This window comes from Paracoccus sp. Ld10 (assembly GCF_045064235.1).
GTDB lineage: Bacteria > Pseudomonadota > Alphaproteobacteria > Rhodobacterales > Rhodobacteraceae > Paracoccus.
Map to the genome: position 1 here is coordinate 504,933 of NZ_JBISHD010000032.1, position 16,041 is coordinate 520,973.

Sequence of the window (16,041 nt, forward strand, 5' to 3'; positions counted from 1 at the left end):
AGACACGACATGCGCGCTCTGATCGTCGAGGACGACCCCCTGCTGGCCGACCAGCTGTCCAGGGCCATGGCTCAGGCCGGTTTCGTGACAGACATCGCAACCGACGGCACCCAGGGCGAGTTTCTGGGCGCGACCGAAACCTATGACGTGGCCGTGCTGGATCTGGGCCTACCCGGCCTGCCCGGTATCGAGGTCCTGACCCGCTGGCGCGATCAGGGCATCGGCATGCCCGTCCTGATCCTGACCGCACGCGGTGATTGGACCGACAAGGTCGCGGGCTTTCGCGCAGGTGCGGACGATTACGCAGTCAAGCCGTTCCGCCTGGACGAAGTCGTGCTGCGCGCCCAGACCCTGATCCGCCGCGCCGCCGGTCACGCCCGCCCCCAGATCGCGGCCGGTCGGCTGCAGCTGGACGGGCAGCTGGGCGTGTTCACCCTGGACGGCATGGCGCTGCGGCTGACGGCGTTCGAACAGCGCATCATGACCTATCTGATCACCCATCAGGGCCGGGTCATCAGCCGCACCGAACTGTCCGAACATCTATACGAGGCCGAGACCGACCGCGATTTCAAGTCGATCGAGGTCGTGATCGGCCGCCTGCGCAAAAAGGTCGGTGAGGGCATCATCGAGACCCGCCGTGGCGAGGGCTATGTCCTGAGGTCGGCGTGACCCGGTCCATTCGCGGCCGGCTGCTGCTGCTGGCGGCGGTGTGGCTGACGGCGGCGCTGTTGGGGGCGTTCCTGCTGATCGCGCAGCTGCTGGAGGATTTCGTCACCGACCGGTTCGACGCCGAGACGCTGGCCGTCGCCGACAGCCTGATCGGCCAGCTGGAGGTCGACGACGATCGCATCGAACTGGACGATACGCCGCTGGACGTGCGTTTCACCCTGCCCGTGTCGGGCTGGTACTGGCAGGTGACGGCGGATGACGCCACGGTGGCGCGCTCGCCGTCCCTGCTGGACGGACAGCTGACGGGGCCCGCGGGCGATCTGACCGGGGCGGTCGGGCGCGATACCGACACCGCAGGCCTGCGCGTGCTGCGCCGCGAGCTGACCATACCCGACAGCGATGCCCTGATCGCGATCACCGTGACCGCCCCTCGGTCCCAGATCGACGCCGCCGTTAGCCAGATCGTGCGCCCTCTGGCCGTGGCGCTGGCGGTCCTGGGGCTGGGGTTGGCGGCGGCCAGCCTGATCCAGGTGACGATCGGCCTGCGCAGTCTTGACCGCCTGCGCGCCGATCTGGCTCGCGTTCGTTCGGGCGACAGCGACCGTCTGGCCCGCCCCGACGTGTCCGAACTGCGCCCCCTGACGACCGAGATCAATGCGGCGCTGGACCAGAATGCCACCTTGCTGACCCGGTCGCGCCAGCATCTGGGGAACCTGGCCCATTCGCTGAAGACACCGCTGGCGGCCCTGTCGAACGAACTGCCCGCGGACCACGCGGGCCAGGCGCTGATCACCCGCATGGACCGGCTGATCGGCTGGCACCTGCGCCGCGCACGACAGGCCGGGCCGCGCCTGCTGGGTCAGCGGACCCCTGTCGCACCGGTGATCGACGACATCCTGCTGGTGCTGCGTTGGCCGCTTGCCGACCGGGGGATGACCGCCGATGTGGATTGTCGCCCCGACGCGGCGTTTTCCGGCGAACGTCAGGATCTGGAGGAGATGATCGGCAACCTGTCGGAGAACGCCGCGAAATGGGGCCGCACCCGGTTGCGGATCACCGTGTCGACGCCGCCCGACCGGCTGGTTCTGCGGGTCGAGGATGACGGGCCCGGCCTGTCTGCCGATCAGGCCCCCCGCGCCCTGATGCGCGGCGCGCGTCTGGACGAATTGGGCGCCCCCGGCGCGGGGCTGGGTCTGGCCATCGTTGCCGATCTGGCCGCGCTGCATGGCGGCGGACTGCGGCTGGAACGGTCCGATCTGGGTGGTCTGGCGGCGGTTCTGGACCTGCCTGCCTGAAATTTCCGCAAAGCATTGCGGCCTAGATTTTACCATTTGATAAAAAAATAGACCTGTGTCAGCCTGATTTCACCAACAGGTGAGCCAGGAGACAAAAATGTCCCAAGCGAGATTGAGCCCCGGCGTCATGCCGGGACGATTGACCCCCGACCAGCTGGCGGCGAACTTTGTCGACGTCGCCCCGCCGCTGGACCGCCACGAGGCGCATGTGGCGGCCGACCGCTGCTATTTCTGCCATGACGCGCCCTGCATCACGGCCTGTCCGACCAGCATCGACATCCCGCTGTTCATCCGGCAGATCGGCACCGACACCCCCGACGCGGCGGCGATGACGATCTTTCATGCCAACATCCTTGGCGGCATGTGCGCCCGCGTCTGTCCCACCGAACAGCTGTGCGAGGGCGCCTGCGTACGCATGGAGGCCGAGGGCAAGCCGGTAGAGATCGGCGCCCTGCAACGCTATGCGACCGACGGGCTGATGGCCCAGGGGACGCATCCGTTCAAACGCGCCGCCCCCACGGGCAAACGCGTCGCTGTGGTCGGCGCGGGTCCTGCGGGTCTGGCCGCCGCGCATCGTCTTGCCGCCAAGGGTCATGACGTTGTAATCCTTGAGGCGCGGCCCAAGCCCGGCGGGCTGAACGAATACGGCATCGCCAGCTACAAGGCCGTGGACGGGTTCGCCCAGGCCGAGGTGGACTGGCTGCTGGGCATCGGCGGCATCGAGTTGCGCCACAACAAGGCGATTGGCCGCGACATCACACTGGCATCGCTGCAGGCGGAATACGACGCGGTGTTCCTGGGCATGGGTCTCGGCGGCGTGAACGCGCTGCGCGTCGATGGTGAGGACCGCCAGCACGTGCTGGACGCGGTCAGCTTCATCCGCGACCTGCGTCAGGCCGGCGACCTGACCGCTCTGCCCGTGGGCCGCGACGTGGTGGTGATCGGTGGCGGCATGACCGCCGTGGACGCCGCCGTGCAGGCCCGTCTGCTGGGCGCGGAAAACGTCAGCATCGTCTATCGCCGCGATCAGTCGCGCATGGGCGCCAGCCGCCACGAACAGGACCACGCGACAGCCAGCGGCGTGCGGATCATCTGCAACGCCGCCCCCATCGCCGTCCACGGCAACGGCGCCGTGACCGAGGTCGAGTTCGCCTATACCCAGGATGGCCCGGACGGGCTGCACGTGACCCAGGATCGGTTCCGCCTGCGGGCCGACCAGGTGTTCCGCGCCATCGGCCAGCGTCTGGACGGCGCGCCGGAGGGGCTGGAGCTGGCGGGCGGCAAGATCCTGGTCACCGGGCCGGGCCGCACCACGCTGGACGGCGTCTGGGCCGGTGGCGATTGTGCCGCGGGCGGGGACGACCTGACCGTGACCGCCGTGGCAGAGGGCCGCGACGCAGCAGAAGACATCGACGCCCGGCTGACCGGACGTCCCGTCGAAATCCCCGGCTGAGGACGCACCCCATGGCAGACCTGCGCAGCAGTTTCATCGGCATCAAATCCCCGAACCCCTTCTGGCTGGCCTCGGCCCCACCAACCGACAAGGAATACAACGTCCGCCGCGCCTTTCAGGCCGGTTGGGGCGGCGTGGTGTGGAAGACCCTCGGTTCCGAAGGCCCGCCCGTCGTGAACGTCAATGGGCCGCGATACGGCGTGATCCACGGGGCCGACCGGCGCGTTCTGGGCATCAACAACATCGAGCTGATCACCGACCGCCCGCTGGAGGTGAACCTGCGCGAGATCAAGTCGGTCAAGCGCGACTATCCCGACCGGGCGTTGATCATTTCGCTGATGGTGCCCTGCGACGAGGACAGCTGGCGCGACATCCTGCACCGGATCGAGGATACCGGCGCGGACGGGGTCGAGCTGAACTTTGGCTGTCCCCACGGCATGGCCGAACGCGGCATGGGATCGGCCGTGGGCCAGGTGCCCGAATACATTGAGATGGTCACGCGGTGGGTCAAGAAACACAGCCGCATGCCCTGCATCGTCAAGTTGACGCCCAACATCAGCGACGTGACCAAGCCGGCCGAGGCCGCGCGGCGCGGCGGCGCCGACGCGGTCAGCCTGATCAACACGATCAATTCGATCACATCGGTCGATCTGGACCTGTTCGCGCCCCAGCCCACCATCGACGGCAAGGGCAGCCATGGCGGCTATTGCGGCCCGGCGGTGAAACCGATCGCGCTGAGCATGGTCTCCGAGATCGCGCGCAACCCGGCCACCGCAGGCCTGCCCATCAGCGGCATCGGCGGCGTGACCACCTGGCGCGACGCGGCAGAGTTCATGGCCCTGGGCGCAGGCAACGTGCAGGTCTGCACCGCGGCGATGACCTATGGCTTCAAGGTCGTGCAGGAGATGATCACCGGCCTGCACGATTATCTGGACAGCCATGACATGGCGCTGTCCGACCTGATCGGACGGGCCGTGCCAAACGTCACCGACTGGCAGCACCTGAACCTGAATTACGTCACCAAGGCGGTGATCGACCAGGACGCCTGCATCAGCTGCGGCCGATGCTATGCCGCCTGCGAGGATACCAGCCACCAGGCGATCGCCATGAAACCCGGCCGCGTGTTTGAGGTGATCGAGGAGGAATGCGTCGCCTGCAACCTGTGCGTCGACGTCTGCCCGGTCGCGGATTGCATCACCATGCGCGAGCTGGAGATCGGTGAGATCGACAAGCGTACCGGCATGCCGCGCGGTGATTATGCGAACTGGACCAGCCACCCGAACAACCCGATGGCTCGCGCCGCCGAGTGATTGGGGCCCTTGGACACCGGGGGCTGGCACCCCCGCCCAAGGGTAGCTCGGCACCCGCCACGAACTGGGTGCCACCTGTGGCGTGTTTCGCTGAGAGCGGTTTTCGTCAGGGTGGCACGTGGCCCGAACGCCGTTGGGTAAAGGTATCCCGGCTTCGAATGACGCCGCCGGGGCAGGCAGATGCGTTCGATGGTGTCAGCATATCGGCGCGGACCTCACCAAAAGGGCGATACCCTATGTGGGCTGATGTCGTGTCAATGGCGTTCAGAGGAAACATTCGATCGCCTGCCCCGCCCGGTTCGACGGCGGCGCTTACAGGCTCAATGCGGGCAACGACCAGGCGTTCACAGGCATCCGTTGGCGCGCCACGACGCCATGGCCAAACCCGCAATGCATGTCGCAACATCAGCCTATGAGTCCAGTGCAGGCCGCGCGCCACCCCACGTCCAGAACAGCGCAACAGGCTCGATCACTGGTTTTGGAGGTCGTCTCGATCGCCGTGATCAGCCTTGCGTTGTGGATCCCACATATCCCGGTCTGGTGGTAAGCTAGCCGTCGACGCGCCAGCGCGGAATCTGCGGCTCATATCAGAGCCAGCTGATCAGCCGGATGTGTCGATGTCTGGCATTGATGGCCACCCCCATGTCGCCTTGGGCACGAAACCGCGTTCGCCCATTGCCCTTGAACCAGCGGCATATCAAGGCCGAACGCTGCCTCAGGATGGCACAATCCGCCCGCAGATGGACCATTCCACAATCGATGGAGCCGATGCCGCAACTGGGACAATCGTGGACAGGTCCAGACCTGCCACCGCCACACCATGATCAGGCACAAGCCTGGCCTTATGCCTTAAATGCATCGCGGAACGTCCACCTTGTCATACTCCGTCTCAACGTCCCTCGTCGCAATCGTGTCGTCACCGCCACGATAGACATAGCAGATCACGTCACCGGGACGACGCCATGCCGTTGGCTCAGGGCGCGTGCTTGATCACAGCCAGAGCGATCGCGGAGAGACTGGTCTCGGTGCGTCTGCCATAGCGCATGGCGACCCGTCTCTGGTCCTTCAACTGACCGAACATGATCTCAATGCGTTTGCGCCATTTGGGCCGATGCCAATCATATTCCACCGTCATCATGCGGGACTGCAGGCCATGGATGGTGCATTCTATCGTTGGTCTGTCGTGCTTTTCTCAGCCAGTCCGCATCGTCGCGCATGCCCGCCAAAAGCCGGTCGGCCCTTTGCATCCATCTTGGCGTTCAGCCTTGTGTTCTGTTCTCGGGCGAAACCGTCCCCCCGGCAGTTTCGTCGTCCCTCAATTTTTCTTTCGTACCGATCTGGCGACCGTCCCGGCCTTTTTCGTACGCTGGCTGCAGGCCATACGGTGCGCCTCTAAAAATGTCGCATCAATCATGATCGTCGTCAGATCAAAACGCCAGGCGGCCAGGCGTGCCATCATCCAGGCAAAGACCCCGTTACCGCTTGACCATCTCCACCGGTTTCAAAGGGCCTTTCCAAGACTCCCGACCCTAACGTTGCGCCATCACATTTGACCGACCGTCACGTGCGCGGATGGATTGGTTCCCTGACCTTCTTCAGTACCATACCAAACGATGATAGGCTGCTTTGGGTGTGGTGATACAATTGGAACAGGGTAGCGTCGGAGCGCGAGCATACCTGTGGTCACACTGGGAAACAGCCAGCATGTCGCAATTAGCGACGCTTCAAAAGCTGCAACCGCGTAAACATCATGTTTGGCGGGCTGAGGGGCTGAAGGCAAGGAGCAGCCCAGTGTGCCAGATGCCACGCGTTACTTGACCCTGTGATCACGCCTGCTGCTCAACAGTTGCGACACACCACAACGCTGACGACACAGCAAAAAGGCATTACGCCATGCAACAGGATGCGGGACGGCAACAGTATTCGTATTTGATCTGTCTTGCACCGTCTTGGCGACTGGCCGTGCCTCCGCAACCTGTGTGCTGACAGCGAACGCGGGACAGTATGGTCTCGACGACCCGCCGCCTGATGGCAAAGCCCCCGGAACATCGTTCCTAGGGCTTTGCCTTTGATACAAATGGATCCGGTGTCAGAGGCCGTAGATGCGACTGAACTTGCTTTCCAGATAGTCCAGCAAGGGCTCCGGGCCGACAGGACGGCCCGCGGCAGTCTCGATCGCGGTGACGGGCGGCAAAAGGCCGCCATGGCGCTGGACGTTCTCTCGGAGCCATTCGGTGGCCGGGGTGGCGTCGCCATGGGCCAGTGAGGCATCCAGATCTGGCACCGCACTGCGCAGCGCATGGTTCAGGCAACCCGCATAGACGTTGCCCAACGCATAGGTCGGGAAATAGCCGAACAGGCCGACGGACCAGTGGACGTCCTGCAGAACACCATTTGCGGGCCGATCGACCGCAACGCCGAAATCCTTGAGAAAGCGCGCGTTCCAGGCCTCGACCAGATCCCGTGTGTCCAGGCGCCCCGAGATCAGATCGCGTTCCAGATCGAAACGCAGCATGACGTGCAGGTTGTACTGCACCTCGTCCGATTCTGTGCGGATGAAGCCTGGGGTGACGCGGTTCACGGTCGCATAGAACGCATCCGGGTCGGTGATGTTCAGGCCGTCGAAAGCCTCGGACATGCGTTCGAACAGCCAGCCGGTAAAAGCGCGGCCGCGGCCCAGCTGGTTTTCATAGATCCGGCTCTGGCTTTCGTGCACACCCATCGACACGCCGCGACCCAGGGGGGTAAAGGCATAGTCCGGGTCGATACCCAGTTCATAGCTGGAATGGCCGACCTCGTGGATGGTCGAATAGAGGCAGTTGAACGGGTCTGTTTCCACCACCCGCGTCGTGATGCGGCTGTCCTGCCAGCGGCCCGAACTGAACGGATGCACCGCCAGGTCCATCCGCCCGCGCGTCCAGTCATAGCCGAATGCCGTGGCGCAGGCACGCGCCAGACGCAGCTGGGTTTCCTGGGGGAAATGGCCTTTCAGCGACTGCGGCTGATCGGCGCCCAGAACGTCGTCGCGCAGGGCGACCAGCCGCGGGCGCATCGCGTCGAACAGCGACGCCAGACGCGCACCGGTCATGCCAGGTTCGTAATCGTCCAGCAGCGCGTCATAGAGATCGCCACCGTCAGCCAGACAGGCGGCCTCTTCGCGCTTGAGCATCAGGACTTGGTCCAGCGTCGGCAGGAAATCGTCGGGCGCATCCTTGGCGCGGGCGTCGGCCCAGATGCCCTGCGCGAGCGAGGTCAGACGCGCCAGTTCGGATGCCAGCCGCGCGGGAATGCGGCTGGTGCGGGCGAAATCGCGCGCGATCAAGGCCACGGCGCGCTGGTCGGCGGGGGTCTGTGGGTCAGTAGCGTCCAACCATTCGCCGATGCGCGCGTCGGTGCGACGCTCGTGCAGGACCTCCTCCATGGCGCCCATCTCTTCGGCGCGCTGTTCGGCGGCGCCGCGCGGCATCACGGTTTCCTGGTCCCAACCCAGCCGTTCGGCGACGGAGGACAGGGCTTCGGTCTGGCGCTGGAAGGCCAGCAGGTCGGTCAGCGCAGTCATCGGATCGCTCCTCGGATCGAGGTTTCAAAGGGATAGCGCGCGTGGTGGCGCGCCCGCAGGATCATCGCGAACAGCACGACCGCGCCGAACTGGTGCGTCAGCGCCAGATGCAGGGGTGATGCGTGGACCACGTTCAGGATGCCCAGCCCGATCTGCGCAGCCATTGCCACGATCATGACGCTGAACGCCCCGCGCGTCACCGGATGGGGCGAGCGACGCGCCCGCAGCCAGACCACGACGGCAAAGATCGCCAGCAGATAGCCCGTCATGCGGTGGATGAACTGGACCAGGGCCGGGTTCTCGAAGAAGTTCCGCCAGCCCAGTGTGCCGTCCCAGATCGCCGCCGGGATCCATTCGCCGCCCATCGTGGGCCAGCCGGTATAGGTGCGGCCCGCGTCGATCCCCGCAACCAGCGCGCCCAGCAGGATCTGCAGGAAGGTCATGTGCGTGAGCCCCGTTGACATGCGGAACAGCTTGGCCTCCCCGGCGCGGCGGGACCGCATCAGCTCGGCCTCGGACCGGGACAGCTGCAGCACGTACCAGGTGATCAGGCCCAGGATCAGGAAGGCGATCCCCAGATGCGTGGCCAGGCGGTACGACGCGACGCGCAGCATGCCGTCGTTCAGGCCCGAACTGACCATCCACCAGCCGATCGCCCCCTGCAGTCCGCCAAGCGCGCCAAGGCCCAGCAGGCGCGGCGTCCAACCAACGGGAATGCGCGAGGTCGCCCAGAAAAAGGCAAAGCCCAAGGCCCAGACCAGACCGACCACGCGGCCCAACAGGCGGTGCCCCCATTCCCACCAATAGATGTACTGAAATTCCGACAGCGACATGCCGCGGTTCAGTTCCTGGTACTGGGGGATCTGGCGATAGAGGTCGAATTCGCTTTGCCAGTCGGCGGCGTTCATCGGCGGGATGGCCCCGGTCACGGGTTTCCATTCGGTGATGGACAGGCCCGAGCCGGTCAGGCGCGTCGCACCCCCCACGACGATCATCGCCAGCACCAGGACGAACAGCACCGCCAGCCAGGCGCGAATCGCGCGGCGTGCACCGCGGGGGCGGGCGTCGATCATGCCGGTGGTCTGGGCGGGTCGGGCTGCGGTCGGCTCCGAGACCTCTTGGAAGACAGGTCGCTTGGCCATCGCGGGGCTCCTTTCGGACAAAGGTTTAGGGGCGGCTCAGCGCCGGGTCAACTGACGCAGGACACCGTGCAGGATGCGCACGTCGCCCTTGGTCAGGGTCAGGCGCGACCACATGTTGCGCATGTTCAGACGCATCGACGCGGCCTTAGTCTCCGGGAAAAAGAACCCGGCCTGCGTCAGCTGGTCGTCGAAATGATCGCCCAACCGTTCGATCTCGATGCGGTCTGCGGGGAATTCGGCGGGCGTCCGCCGCAGATGGGGCGCGGGTTCGGGCGGCAGGATGTCACGCCCGAACTCATACCCCATCAGCAGCACGGCCTGCGCCAGGTTCAGCGACGGGAAATCGGGGTTCACAGGCACCGTCACAATGGCGTTCGCCCGTGCAATGTCGTCGTTTTCCAGCCCCGTGCGTTCCGGGCCAAAGATGATCGCGGTGCGTCCATCATGGGTGCGGGCATGGGCCATCGCGGTGGCGGGGGTATGGACCGGTTTCGTCAGTTCGCGCCCGCGTGCGGTGGTGGCATAGGCATAATCGATGCCCTCCATCGCGTCGGCCAAGGTGGGATAGACGCGGGCCGTGTCCAACACGCGACCGGCGGCCCCCGAGGCCATGGCAACGGCCTTTGGGTTGGGCCACCCGTCGCGCGGATCCACGATGCGCATGTCGGTCAGGCCGAAGTTCAGCATCGCGCGCGCGGCGGCGCCGATGTTCTCGCCCATCTGCGGGCGCACGAGGATGATGACGGGTTGGCGTTCGATCTGCATGGTCCGGCAGATAGTCCGTCTGGCGGCGGCGGGCAAGCTGCGCTATCTGCGACACAAAGGAGATCGCCATGACCGACGCCCCTCAACTGTACCTGATGACCCCCGCCGGTGCGCAGGCATCCAGCCTGGCACCGATGCTGGCCGAGGTGATGGACCGTGTCGCCCCTGCCTGCCTGCGCATTCGCGGCGGCGCCGAGGAGGACGAACTGGGCCGCCTGGCCGACATGGCCCGGGAAATCGCCCATGCCCGCGACGTGGCGGTGGTGATTGACGACCACGTCAAGCTGGCGCTGCGCCACGGCCTGGACGGGGTTCACCTGAACGATGGTGCCAAGGCCGTCCGCTATGCCCGCAAGGAGCTGGGCGACGATGCGATCGTCGGCGCGTTCTGTGGCACGTCGCGCCACGAGGGCATCAATGCGGCCGAGGCGGGCGCGGATTACGTGGCCTTTGGTCCGGTCAGCGACAGCGCGCTGTATCGTGGCGATCCGGTCGAGCTGGAACTGTTCCAGTGGTGGTCGGAAATGATCGAGGCCCCGGTCGTGGCCGAAGGTGCCATCACCCGGGAACTGATCGCCCAACTGTCGCCCATCACCGATTTCATCGCCCTTGGCCCCGAAATCTGGACCCAGGAAGACCCTGCCGCGACGCTGGCCCTTTTGTGGGGCTAAAGGATCAGGGGCGTCCGGTCGCCTGACGCGAACCGCCGCAGCACCGCCGGATACAGGCGGTGTTCCTGTACCAGCACGCGCGCGGCCAAGGTCGCGGCATCGTCGCCCGTCAGCACCGGCACGCGCGCCTGACCCAAGGCCGGGCCTGCGTCAAGTTCCGGCGTGACCAGATGCACGGTGCAACCAGCCTCTGCGTCACCGGCGGCGATCGCGCGGGCGTGGGTGTCCAGTCCGGGGTATTTGGGCAACAAGGACGGATGGATGTTCAGCATCCGACCCTGAAATCGCTGGACGAAATCGGGCGTCAGGATGCGCATGAACCCCGCCAGACAGATGATGTCCGGCTCTGCCGCCAGTAGCGGTTCCAGCAGGGCCTGTTCGAACCCTGCACGGTCGCGCGGAAAGGCGCGGTGATCGACCGCCGCGGTCGGCACGCCCATCTCGGCGGCGCGGGCAAGCCCGCCCGCCTGCGGATCATTCGACGCCACCAGCACGGGTCGCGCCGGGTGATCGCCGGTCATGTCCTGCAGCAGGCGGACCATGTTCGATCCGCCCCCCGAAATCAGGATAGCAACGCGTTTCACGCAAGCGTGCCGGAATAGCGCACGCCCGCGCCCGCGGTAACGGTACCCAAACGGTGCACGGTTTCTCCCTGCTGGGCCAGCAGGTCGGTCAAGACGTTGGCGTGGTCGGCACTGACCACCAGGATCATGCCGATGCCGCTGTTGAAGGTCTTGAGCATCTCGGACGTCTCGATCCCACCGGCCTGCGCCAGCCAGCCGAAGACGGGGGGCAGCGGCCAGCTGCCCAGATCAATGTCGGCGCCCAGGTCCTTGGGCAGAACGCGGGGCAGGTTTTCGGTCAGGCCGCCGCCGGTGATGTGGGCCAGCGCATGCACGCCGCCCGCGCGGATCGCCGCCAGGGCGGGCTTCACATAGAGCCGCGTGGGGGTCAGCAGCGCCTCGCCCAGGGTGGTGTCGGCAAAGGGGGCGGCGTCGGACCACGCCAGACCCGCGCGTTCGGCAACCTTGCGCACCAGCGAATAGCCATTGGAATGCACCCCGTCGGATGCCAGGCCCAGCAGCACGTCGCCCTGCCCCACGCCCGCAGGCAGCGCCGCGCCGCGGTTCATCGCGCCGACCGCAAAGCCCGCCAGGTCGAAATCGCCGTCATGATACATGCCGGGCATCTCGGCGGTCTCTCCGCCGATCAGGGCACATCCCGCGGCCTTGCAGCCGCGGGCGATCCCCTCGACCACGCGGGCGCCCTCGTCCACCGACAGCTTGCCGGTCGCGAAATAGTCCAGAAAGAACAGGGGTTCCGCCCCCTGGCAGACCAGATCGTTGACGCACATGGCCACCAGATCCTGGCCCAGCCCGTCCAGATGCCCGGTGTCGATACCGATGCGCAGCTTGGTGCCCACACCGTCGGTCGCCGCGACCAGGATCGGGTCATCATAGCCCGCCGCCTTCAGGTCGAACAACGCGCCGAACCCGCCAAGCGCATCCATGACGCCCGGCCGCTGCGTGGCGGCGGCGGCAGGCTTGATCCGTTCGACCAGCGCGTTCCCCGCGTCAATGTCGACGCCCGCGTCGCGATAACTGATCCCGTTCTGTGTCATGTCGGCCCCCGGCTGATGTCGGCCCCCGATAACGGAACCCCGTCTTCAGGGCAACGCCCAAGCTTGACCTTGGCGCCAAGCGGCACTAGGCAATGCGTGCTGCGGGGGCCTGTAGCTCAATTGGTTAGAGCAGGGCGCTCATAACGCCTTGGTTGCGGGTTCAAGTCCTGCCGGGCCTACCATCCCCAACACGTGCGACAGGCTGTGCCCTGCGAATGCCGGTTTTGGGTGACATCCATGATATGTGCTGTCGCCTGATGGTCGCGATGACAAGACCACGATCGCCCCTGCCCGGTTCGGATGTCCGGGCAGATCGTCGTTTTGGCATTCAGCAACACGGCGCGCCGACCGACCTCTGATGTATCACTCTAGGGTGTGAGGATTGCCGTGGGGCGTGTGTCCGGTCACCAGCCGACGGGCCGCCCACCAGCTGGCCGCTGCCAACAATCCGGCCGTTACCAGGCACAAGGGCAGCCCGCCCATCTGATAGGACAGGCCCGACAGCAATGTGCCGATCAGACGGCCCGCCGCATTGGCCATATAGTAGAACCCGACATCCCGCGTGATCCGGTGCGCCTGGCCAAATGCCAGAATCAGATAGGAATGGACCGAGGAATTGACCGCAAAGACAAAGCCGAACGCCAACAGGTCCAGCACCAGCAGTGCCGTCAGCCACGGCGCCGGATCACCCGCGACCAGAACCGCCGCGGCCATCGCAAAGGGGATGGGCACCAGCCAGCCAGCCCACCGCACAGCGTCATGGATCACATCGGCCTCGGCTCGGCCTGCACCGCCCAGAATGCGCGGCGCCGCTGCCTGTACCGCACCGTACAGAATGATCCACAGGGCCATGAAACCGCCGACCAGAAAGAACGCCTCGCGTCGGCCCTCGGCGGTCCCGTCCGACAGGACGGCCTGAAAATAGATCGGAATGCCCACCACGAACCACACGTCACGGGCGCCAAACAGGAACATCCGCGCAAGGGACAGGCGGTTCACGCGACTGTCGCGTGACCGCCAGCCGGACCATCCTTCGGATGATCTGACCCGCCCGGGCAGGCCGGGGGGCAGGAACAGAACCACCGCCGACAGGATCAGCGCCAGCACCACGGCCATCCCCCAGATCGCCGCTTGGAACCCCGCCAACGCAAGCAGCGTGGCACCCAGAAAAAAGCCCAGCCCCTTGACCGCGTTCTTGGACCCCGTCAGTGCCGCGACCCACCGGAACAGCCCCCCGTCGGCGGCGGGGGCAAGAACCTTGACCGCGGATTTCGACGACATCTTGGACAGATCCTTGGCCACGCCCGACGCGCCCTGAACCGCCATCACGAACGTCACCGATGCCGTGACACTCCATGCCGGATCCAACTGTGCCAGCGCGGCCAGTGCGGCGATCTGGATGCCCAAGCCCGCATAGAGCGTCGCGGCCAACCCGAACCGCGCCGCCAGCCAGCCGGCCGCAAGGTTTGTGACGATGCCCGCAACCTCGTACAACAGGAACAGGTACGCCAGCTGCACCGGCGAAAAGCCCAATCCGTTGAAATGCAACAAAACCAGCATGCGCAGCGCGCCGTCCGACAGCATGAACGCCCAATAGGCCGCCGTCACCGCGGCATAGGGGCGGACCGGGTTCATGCCATCCGCCCCGCAACCATCCGTGCGACATCGACCAGCCTGCAGGCATAGCCCCATTCGTTGTCGTACCAGGCGTAAACCTTGACCTGCGTGCCGTTCACCACCATCGTCGATCCCGCGTCAATGATCGCGCTGCGCGGATCGTTGATATAGTCGGTCGATACCAGCGGGCGCGTCTCGAACCCCAGAATGCCATCCAGCGGACCCGCGGCGGCGGCGGCGAACAGGGCATTGACCTCATCGACGGTGGTGGGACGCTCGACCTCGAACACGCAATCGGTCAGCGACGCATTCAGAAGTGGCACCCGGACCGCGTGGCCGTTCAGACGACCCGCCAGTTCGGGATAGATCAGCGTGATCGCCGTGACGCTGCCCGTGGTCGTGGGGATCAGGTTCATCAGCGCCGACCGGGCGCGGCGCATGTCCTTGGCCGGTCGGTCCACGATCGTCTGGGTGTTGGTCACGTCATGGATCGTGGTGATCGACCCGTGGCGGATGCCCAAGGCCTCGTGCACGACCTTGACCACCGGGGCCAGACAGTTGGTCGTGCAGCTGGCCGCCGTGACGATGCGCTGGCTGCCATCATACAGGTGGTGGTTCACGCCATAGACCAGGTTCAGCGCCCCGCCATCCTTGACCGGCGTACTGACCACAACTCGGGCCACGCCCGCATCGAAATAGGGCGCGATGCGGTCCGCCGTCCTGAACACCCCGGTCGCATCGATGACCAGATCAACGCCCAGATCGCGCAGTGGCAGGGCATCGATGGTCCGATGATGCGTCAGCGGAATGCGATGCCCATCCAGAACCAGCGCCGCGCCATCGGCAGCGACGGGCACGGGCCATCGGCCATGCACGCTGTCGAACTCCATCAACAGAGCGTGCTGGTCCGCATCGCCCGCCGCGTCGTTCAGCAGAACGATACGGTCCCCCAGGCCCAGGTCGATCATCCGGCGCATGGCCAGCTTGCCGATACGGCCTAAGCCGTTCAATGCGATCCTGGTCATGGGCTCAATCCTCTGAAAATTCCCTGGCGTCGATCTGGTCCACGCGGCTTTGCAGTGAGATGCGATCCAGGCTGGCCACCGGCAAGGCGACGAACGCCTCGATCCGGCGGCGCAGGGCGGCATAGGTCTGTGCAAAGACCAGCGCCTTTTCGGCATCCGTCCCCTGCGCCTTGACCGGGTCCGGCAGGCCCCAGTGGCCTGTGATCGGCTGACCCGGCCAAGGGGGGCATTCCTCGGCAGCCGACGTGTCACAGACGGTAAAGACGAAATTCATGACCGGGGCGTCCGGCGTCTGGAATTCCGACAGGTGCTTGGACCGCAGGGTCGTGATGTCATGGCCGTTGCGGTCCAGCACCTGCAGCGCATGGGGGTTCGGCTGCGTCCCCGCCCGCGTGCCCGCGGAATGCGCAACGAACCTGTCATTGCCCAGATCGCGCAGCAGCGCCTCGGCAAAGATCGAACGGGCGGAATTGCCGGAACAGATGAACAGCACGTGGAAACCGGTCTTAGACATTGTCGTGTCCTCGGGTGGGGGAAATTGGGTCAGCAGGTCCGGGCGCGCCCGCCCCAGATCCAGTGCCAGATAGGCAAGCAGGCGTCCGGTCGCGTCCAGATCGACCGAATACAGCAACGACCGCCCCTGCCGCCGCACGCGGACCAGCCCGCAATCGGTCAGGTCGGACAGATGATGCGACAGGGTATTGGGCTTCAGCCCCAGTGCCTGCGCGATCTCGGTCGGACGGACGGCGCGGGGGGCGAACCGCATAAGCAACCGGATGACGGCAAGGCGTCCGGGGTGGCCAAGAGTGGCAAAGGCATGGGCGATATGGTTATGTTCCATTATTCCGGAATAATGGAATAAATATACTCCGGCCAGTGAACCTTTCATGACAGAACAGCCGGGGTGCCAGATC

Annotated in this window: 15 protein-coding genes and 1 tRNA gene; 6 read left to right on the plus strand and 10 right to left on the minus strand. The window is 65.7% G+C overall.

The features are described 5' to 3' along the window. Nucleotides 1–9 precede the first annotated feature (9 nt). The 4 genes from ACJJVR_RS16260 (at nucleotide 10) to preA (ending at nucleotide 4,727) form a co-directional block, all read left to right on the plus strand. Complete coding sequence (locus ACJJVR_RS16260) at nucleotides 10–669, plus strand: response regulator transcription factor (protein WP_405406120.1); 660 nt, start codon at nucleotides 10–12, stop codon at nucleotides 667–669. Further along, complete coding sequence (locus tag ACJJVR_RS16265; protein ID WP_405406122.1) at nucleotides 666–1,964, plus strand: sensor histidine kinase; 1,299 nt, start codon at nucleotides 666–668, stop codon at nucleotides 1,962–1,964. Before ACJJVR_RS16260 ends, ACJJVR_RS16265 begins: the two co-directional genes overlap by 4 nt. A gap of 97 nt (nucleotides 1,965–2,061) precedes the next feature. Next, a complete protein-coding gene (locus tag ACJJVR_RS16270) occupies nucleotides 2,062–3,417 on the plus strand; it encodes an NAD(P)-dependent oxidoreductase (RefSeq protein WP_405406123.1) in 1,356 nt (451 codons plus the stop codon). Between the two features lie 11 nt (nucleotides 3,418–3,428). Next, nucleotides 3,429–4,727, plus strand: a complete 1,299-nt coding sequence (gene preA / locus ACJJVR_RS16275; RefSeq protein WP_405406125.1) for an NAD-dependent dihydropyrimidine dehydrogenase subunit PreA — start codon at nucleotides 3,429–3,431, stop codon at nucleotides 4,725–4,727. A gap of 973 nt (nucleotides 4,728–5,700) precedes the next feature. Here the strand turns inward: preA and ACJJVR_RS16280 are convergent. The 5 genes from ACJJVR_RS16280 to ACJJVR_RS16300 all read right to left on the minus strand — a co-directional run bounded on the left by ACJJVR_RS16280 (nucleotide 5,701) and on the right by ACJJVR_RS16300 (nucleotide 10,193). Continuing rightward, on the minus strand, nucleotides 5,701–5,865 hold the full coding sequence (locus tag ACJJVR_RS16280) for a transposase (protein WP_405406127.1): 165 nt from the start codon (nucleotides 5,863–5,865) through the stop codon (nucleotides 5,701–5,703). 177 nt (nucleotides 5,866–6,042) lie between these two features. Continuing rightward, nucleotides 6,043–6,186 carry a hypothetical protein gene (locus ACJJVR_RS16285; RefSeq protein WP_405406129.1) on the minus strand — a complete coding sequence of 48 codons (144 nt, stop codon included), beginning with the start codon at nucleotides 6,184–6,186 and terminating at the stop codon, nucleotides 6,043–6,045. A gap of 630 nt (nucleotides 6,187–6,816) precedes the next feature. Next, a complete protein-coding gene (locus tag ACJJVR_RS16290) occupies nucleotides 6,817–8,286 on the minus strand; it encodes a carboxypeptidase M32 (RefSeq protein WP_405406131.1) in 1,470 nt (489 codons plus the stop codon). After that, nucleotides 8,283–9,428: a heme A synthase gene (gene ctaA, locus ACJJVR_RS16295; protein ID WP_405406133.1), complete on the minus strand. Its 1,146-nt coding sequence runs from the start codon at nucleotides 9,426–9,428 to the stop codon at nucleotides 8,283–8,285. The genes ACJJVR_RS16290 and ctaA overlap by 4 nt, the downstream gene beginning before the upstream one ends. 36 nt (nucleotides 9,429–9,464) lie before the next feature. Beyond that, nucleotides 9,465–10,193, minus strand: a complete 729-nt coding sequence (locus tag ACJJVR_RS16300) for an RNA methyltransferase (RefSeq protein ID WP_405406135.1) — start codon at nucleotides 10,191–10,193, stop codon at nucleotides 9,465–9,467. Between the two features lie 68 nt (nucleotides 10,194–10,261). On the opposite strand from ACJJVR_RS16300, the gene ACJJVR_RS16305 reads away from it, so the two are divergent. Continuing rightward, the gene (locus tag ACJJVR_RS16305) at nucleotides 10,262–10,864 is read left to right on the plus strand and encodes a thiamine phosphate synthase (RefSeq protein ID WP_405406137.1); all 603 of its coding nucleotides are present in this window, start codon (nucleotides 10,262–10,264) and stop codon (nucleotides 10,862–10,864) included. Here the strand turns inward: ACJJVR_RS16305 and purN are convergent. Next, on the minus strand, nucleotides 10,861–11,448 hold the full coding sequence (gene purN / locus ACJJVR_RS16310; RefSeq protein ID WP_405406138.1) for a phosphoribosylglycinamide formyltransferase: 588 nt from the start codon (nucleotides 11,446–11,448) through the stop codon (nucleotides 10,861–10,863). The two genes, ACJJVR_RS16305 and purN, sit on opposite strands and share 4 nt — an antisense overlap. Continuing rightward, the gene (purM, locus tag ACJJVR_RS16315; RefSeq protein ID WP_405406140.1) at nucleotides 11,445–12,485 is read right to left on the minus strand and encodes a phosphoribosylformylglycinamidine cyclo-ligase; all 1,041 of its coding nucleotides are present in this window, start codon (nucleotides 12,483–12,485) and stop codon (nucleotides 11,445–11,447) included. The genes purN and purM overlap by 4 nt, the downstream gene beginning before the upstream one ends. 105 nt (nucleotides 12,486–12,590) lie before the next feature. Here purM and ACJJVR_RS16320 point away from each other — a divergent pair. Further along, a tRNA-Ile gene (locus tag ACJJVR_RS16320) sits at nucleotides 12,591–12,667 on the plus strand. 181 nt (nucleotides 12,668–12,848) lie between these two features. On the opposite strand, the gene arsJ is transcribed toward ACJJVR_RS16320, so the two are convergent. Genes arsJ through ACJJVR_RS16335 form a run of 3 tightly spaced genes read right to left on the minus strand, consistent with a single transcriptional unit; the run spans nucleotide 12,849 to nucleotide 15,968 of the window. Then, nucleotides 12,849–14,120 (minus strand): organoarsenical effux MFS transporter ArsJ, encoded by a 1,272-nt coding sequence (gene arsJ / locus ACJJVR_RS16325; RefSeq protein WP_405406142.1) that lies wholly within the window; start codon nucleotides 14,118–14,120, stop codon nucleotides 12,849–12,851. Beyond that, nucleotides 14,117–15,127, minus strand: coding sequence for an ArsJ-associated glyceraldehyde-3-phosphate dehydrogenase (locus ACJJVR_RS16330; protein WP_405406143.1), 1,011 nt, complete (start codon nucleotides 15,125–15,127; stop codon nucleotides 14,117–14,119). The genes arsJ and ACJJVR_RS16330 overlap by 4 nt, the downstream gene beginning before the upstream one ends. 4 nt (nucleotides 15,128–15,131) lie before the next feature. Next, entirely contained in the window at nucleotides 15,132–15,968 is an 837-nt protein-coding gene (locus tag ACJJVR_RS16335) for a metalloregulator ArsR/SmtB family transcription factor (RefSeq protein WP_405406144.1), read from the minus strand. Between the last annotated feature and the right edge of the window lie 73 nt (nucleotides 15,969–16,041).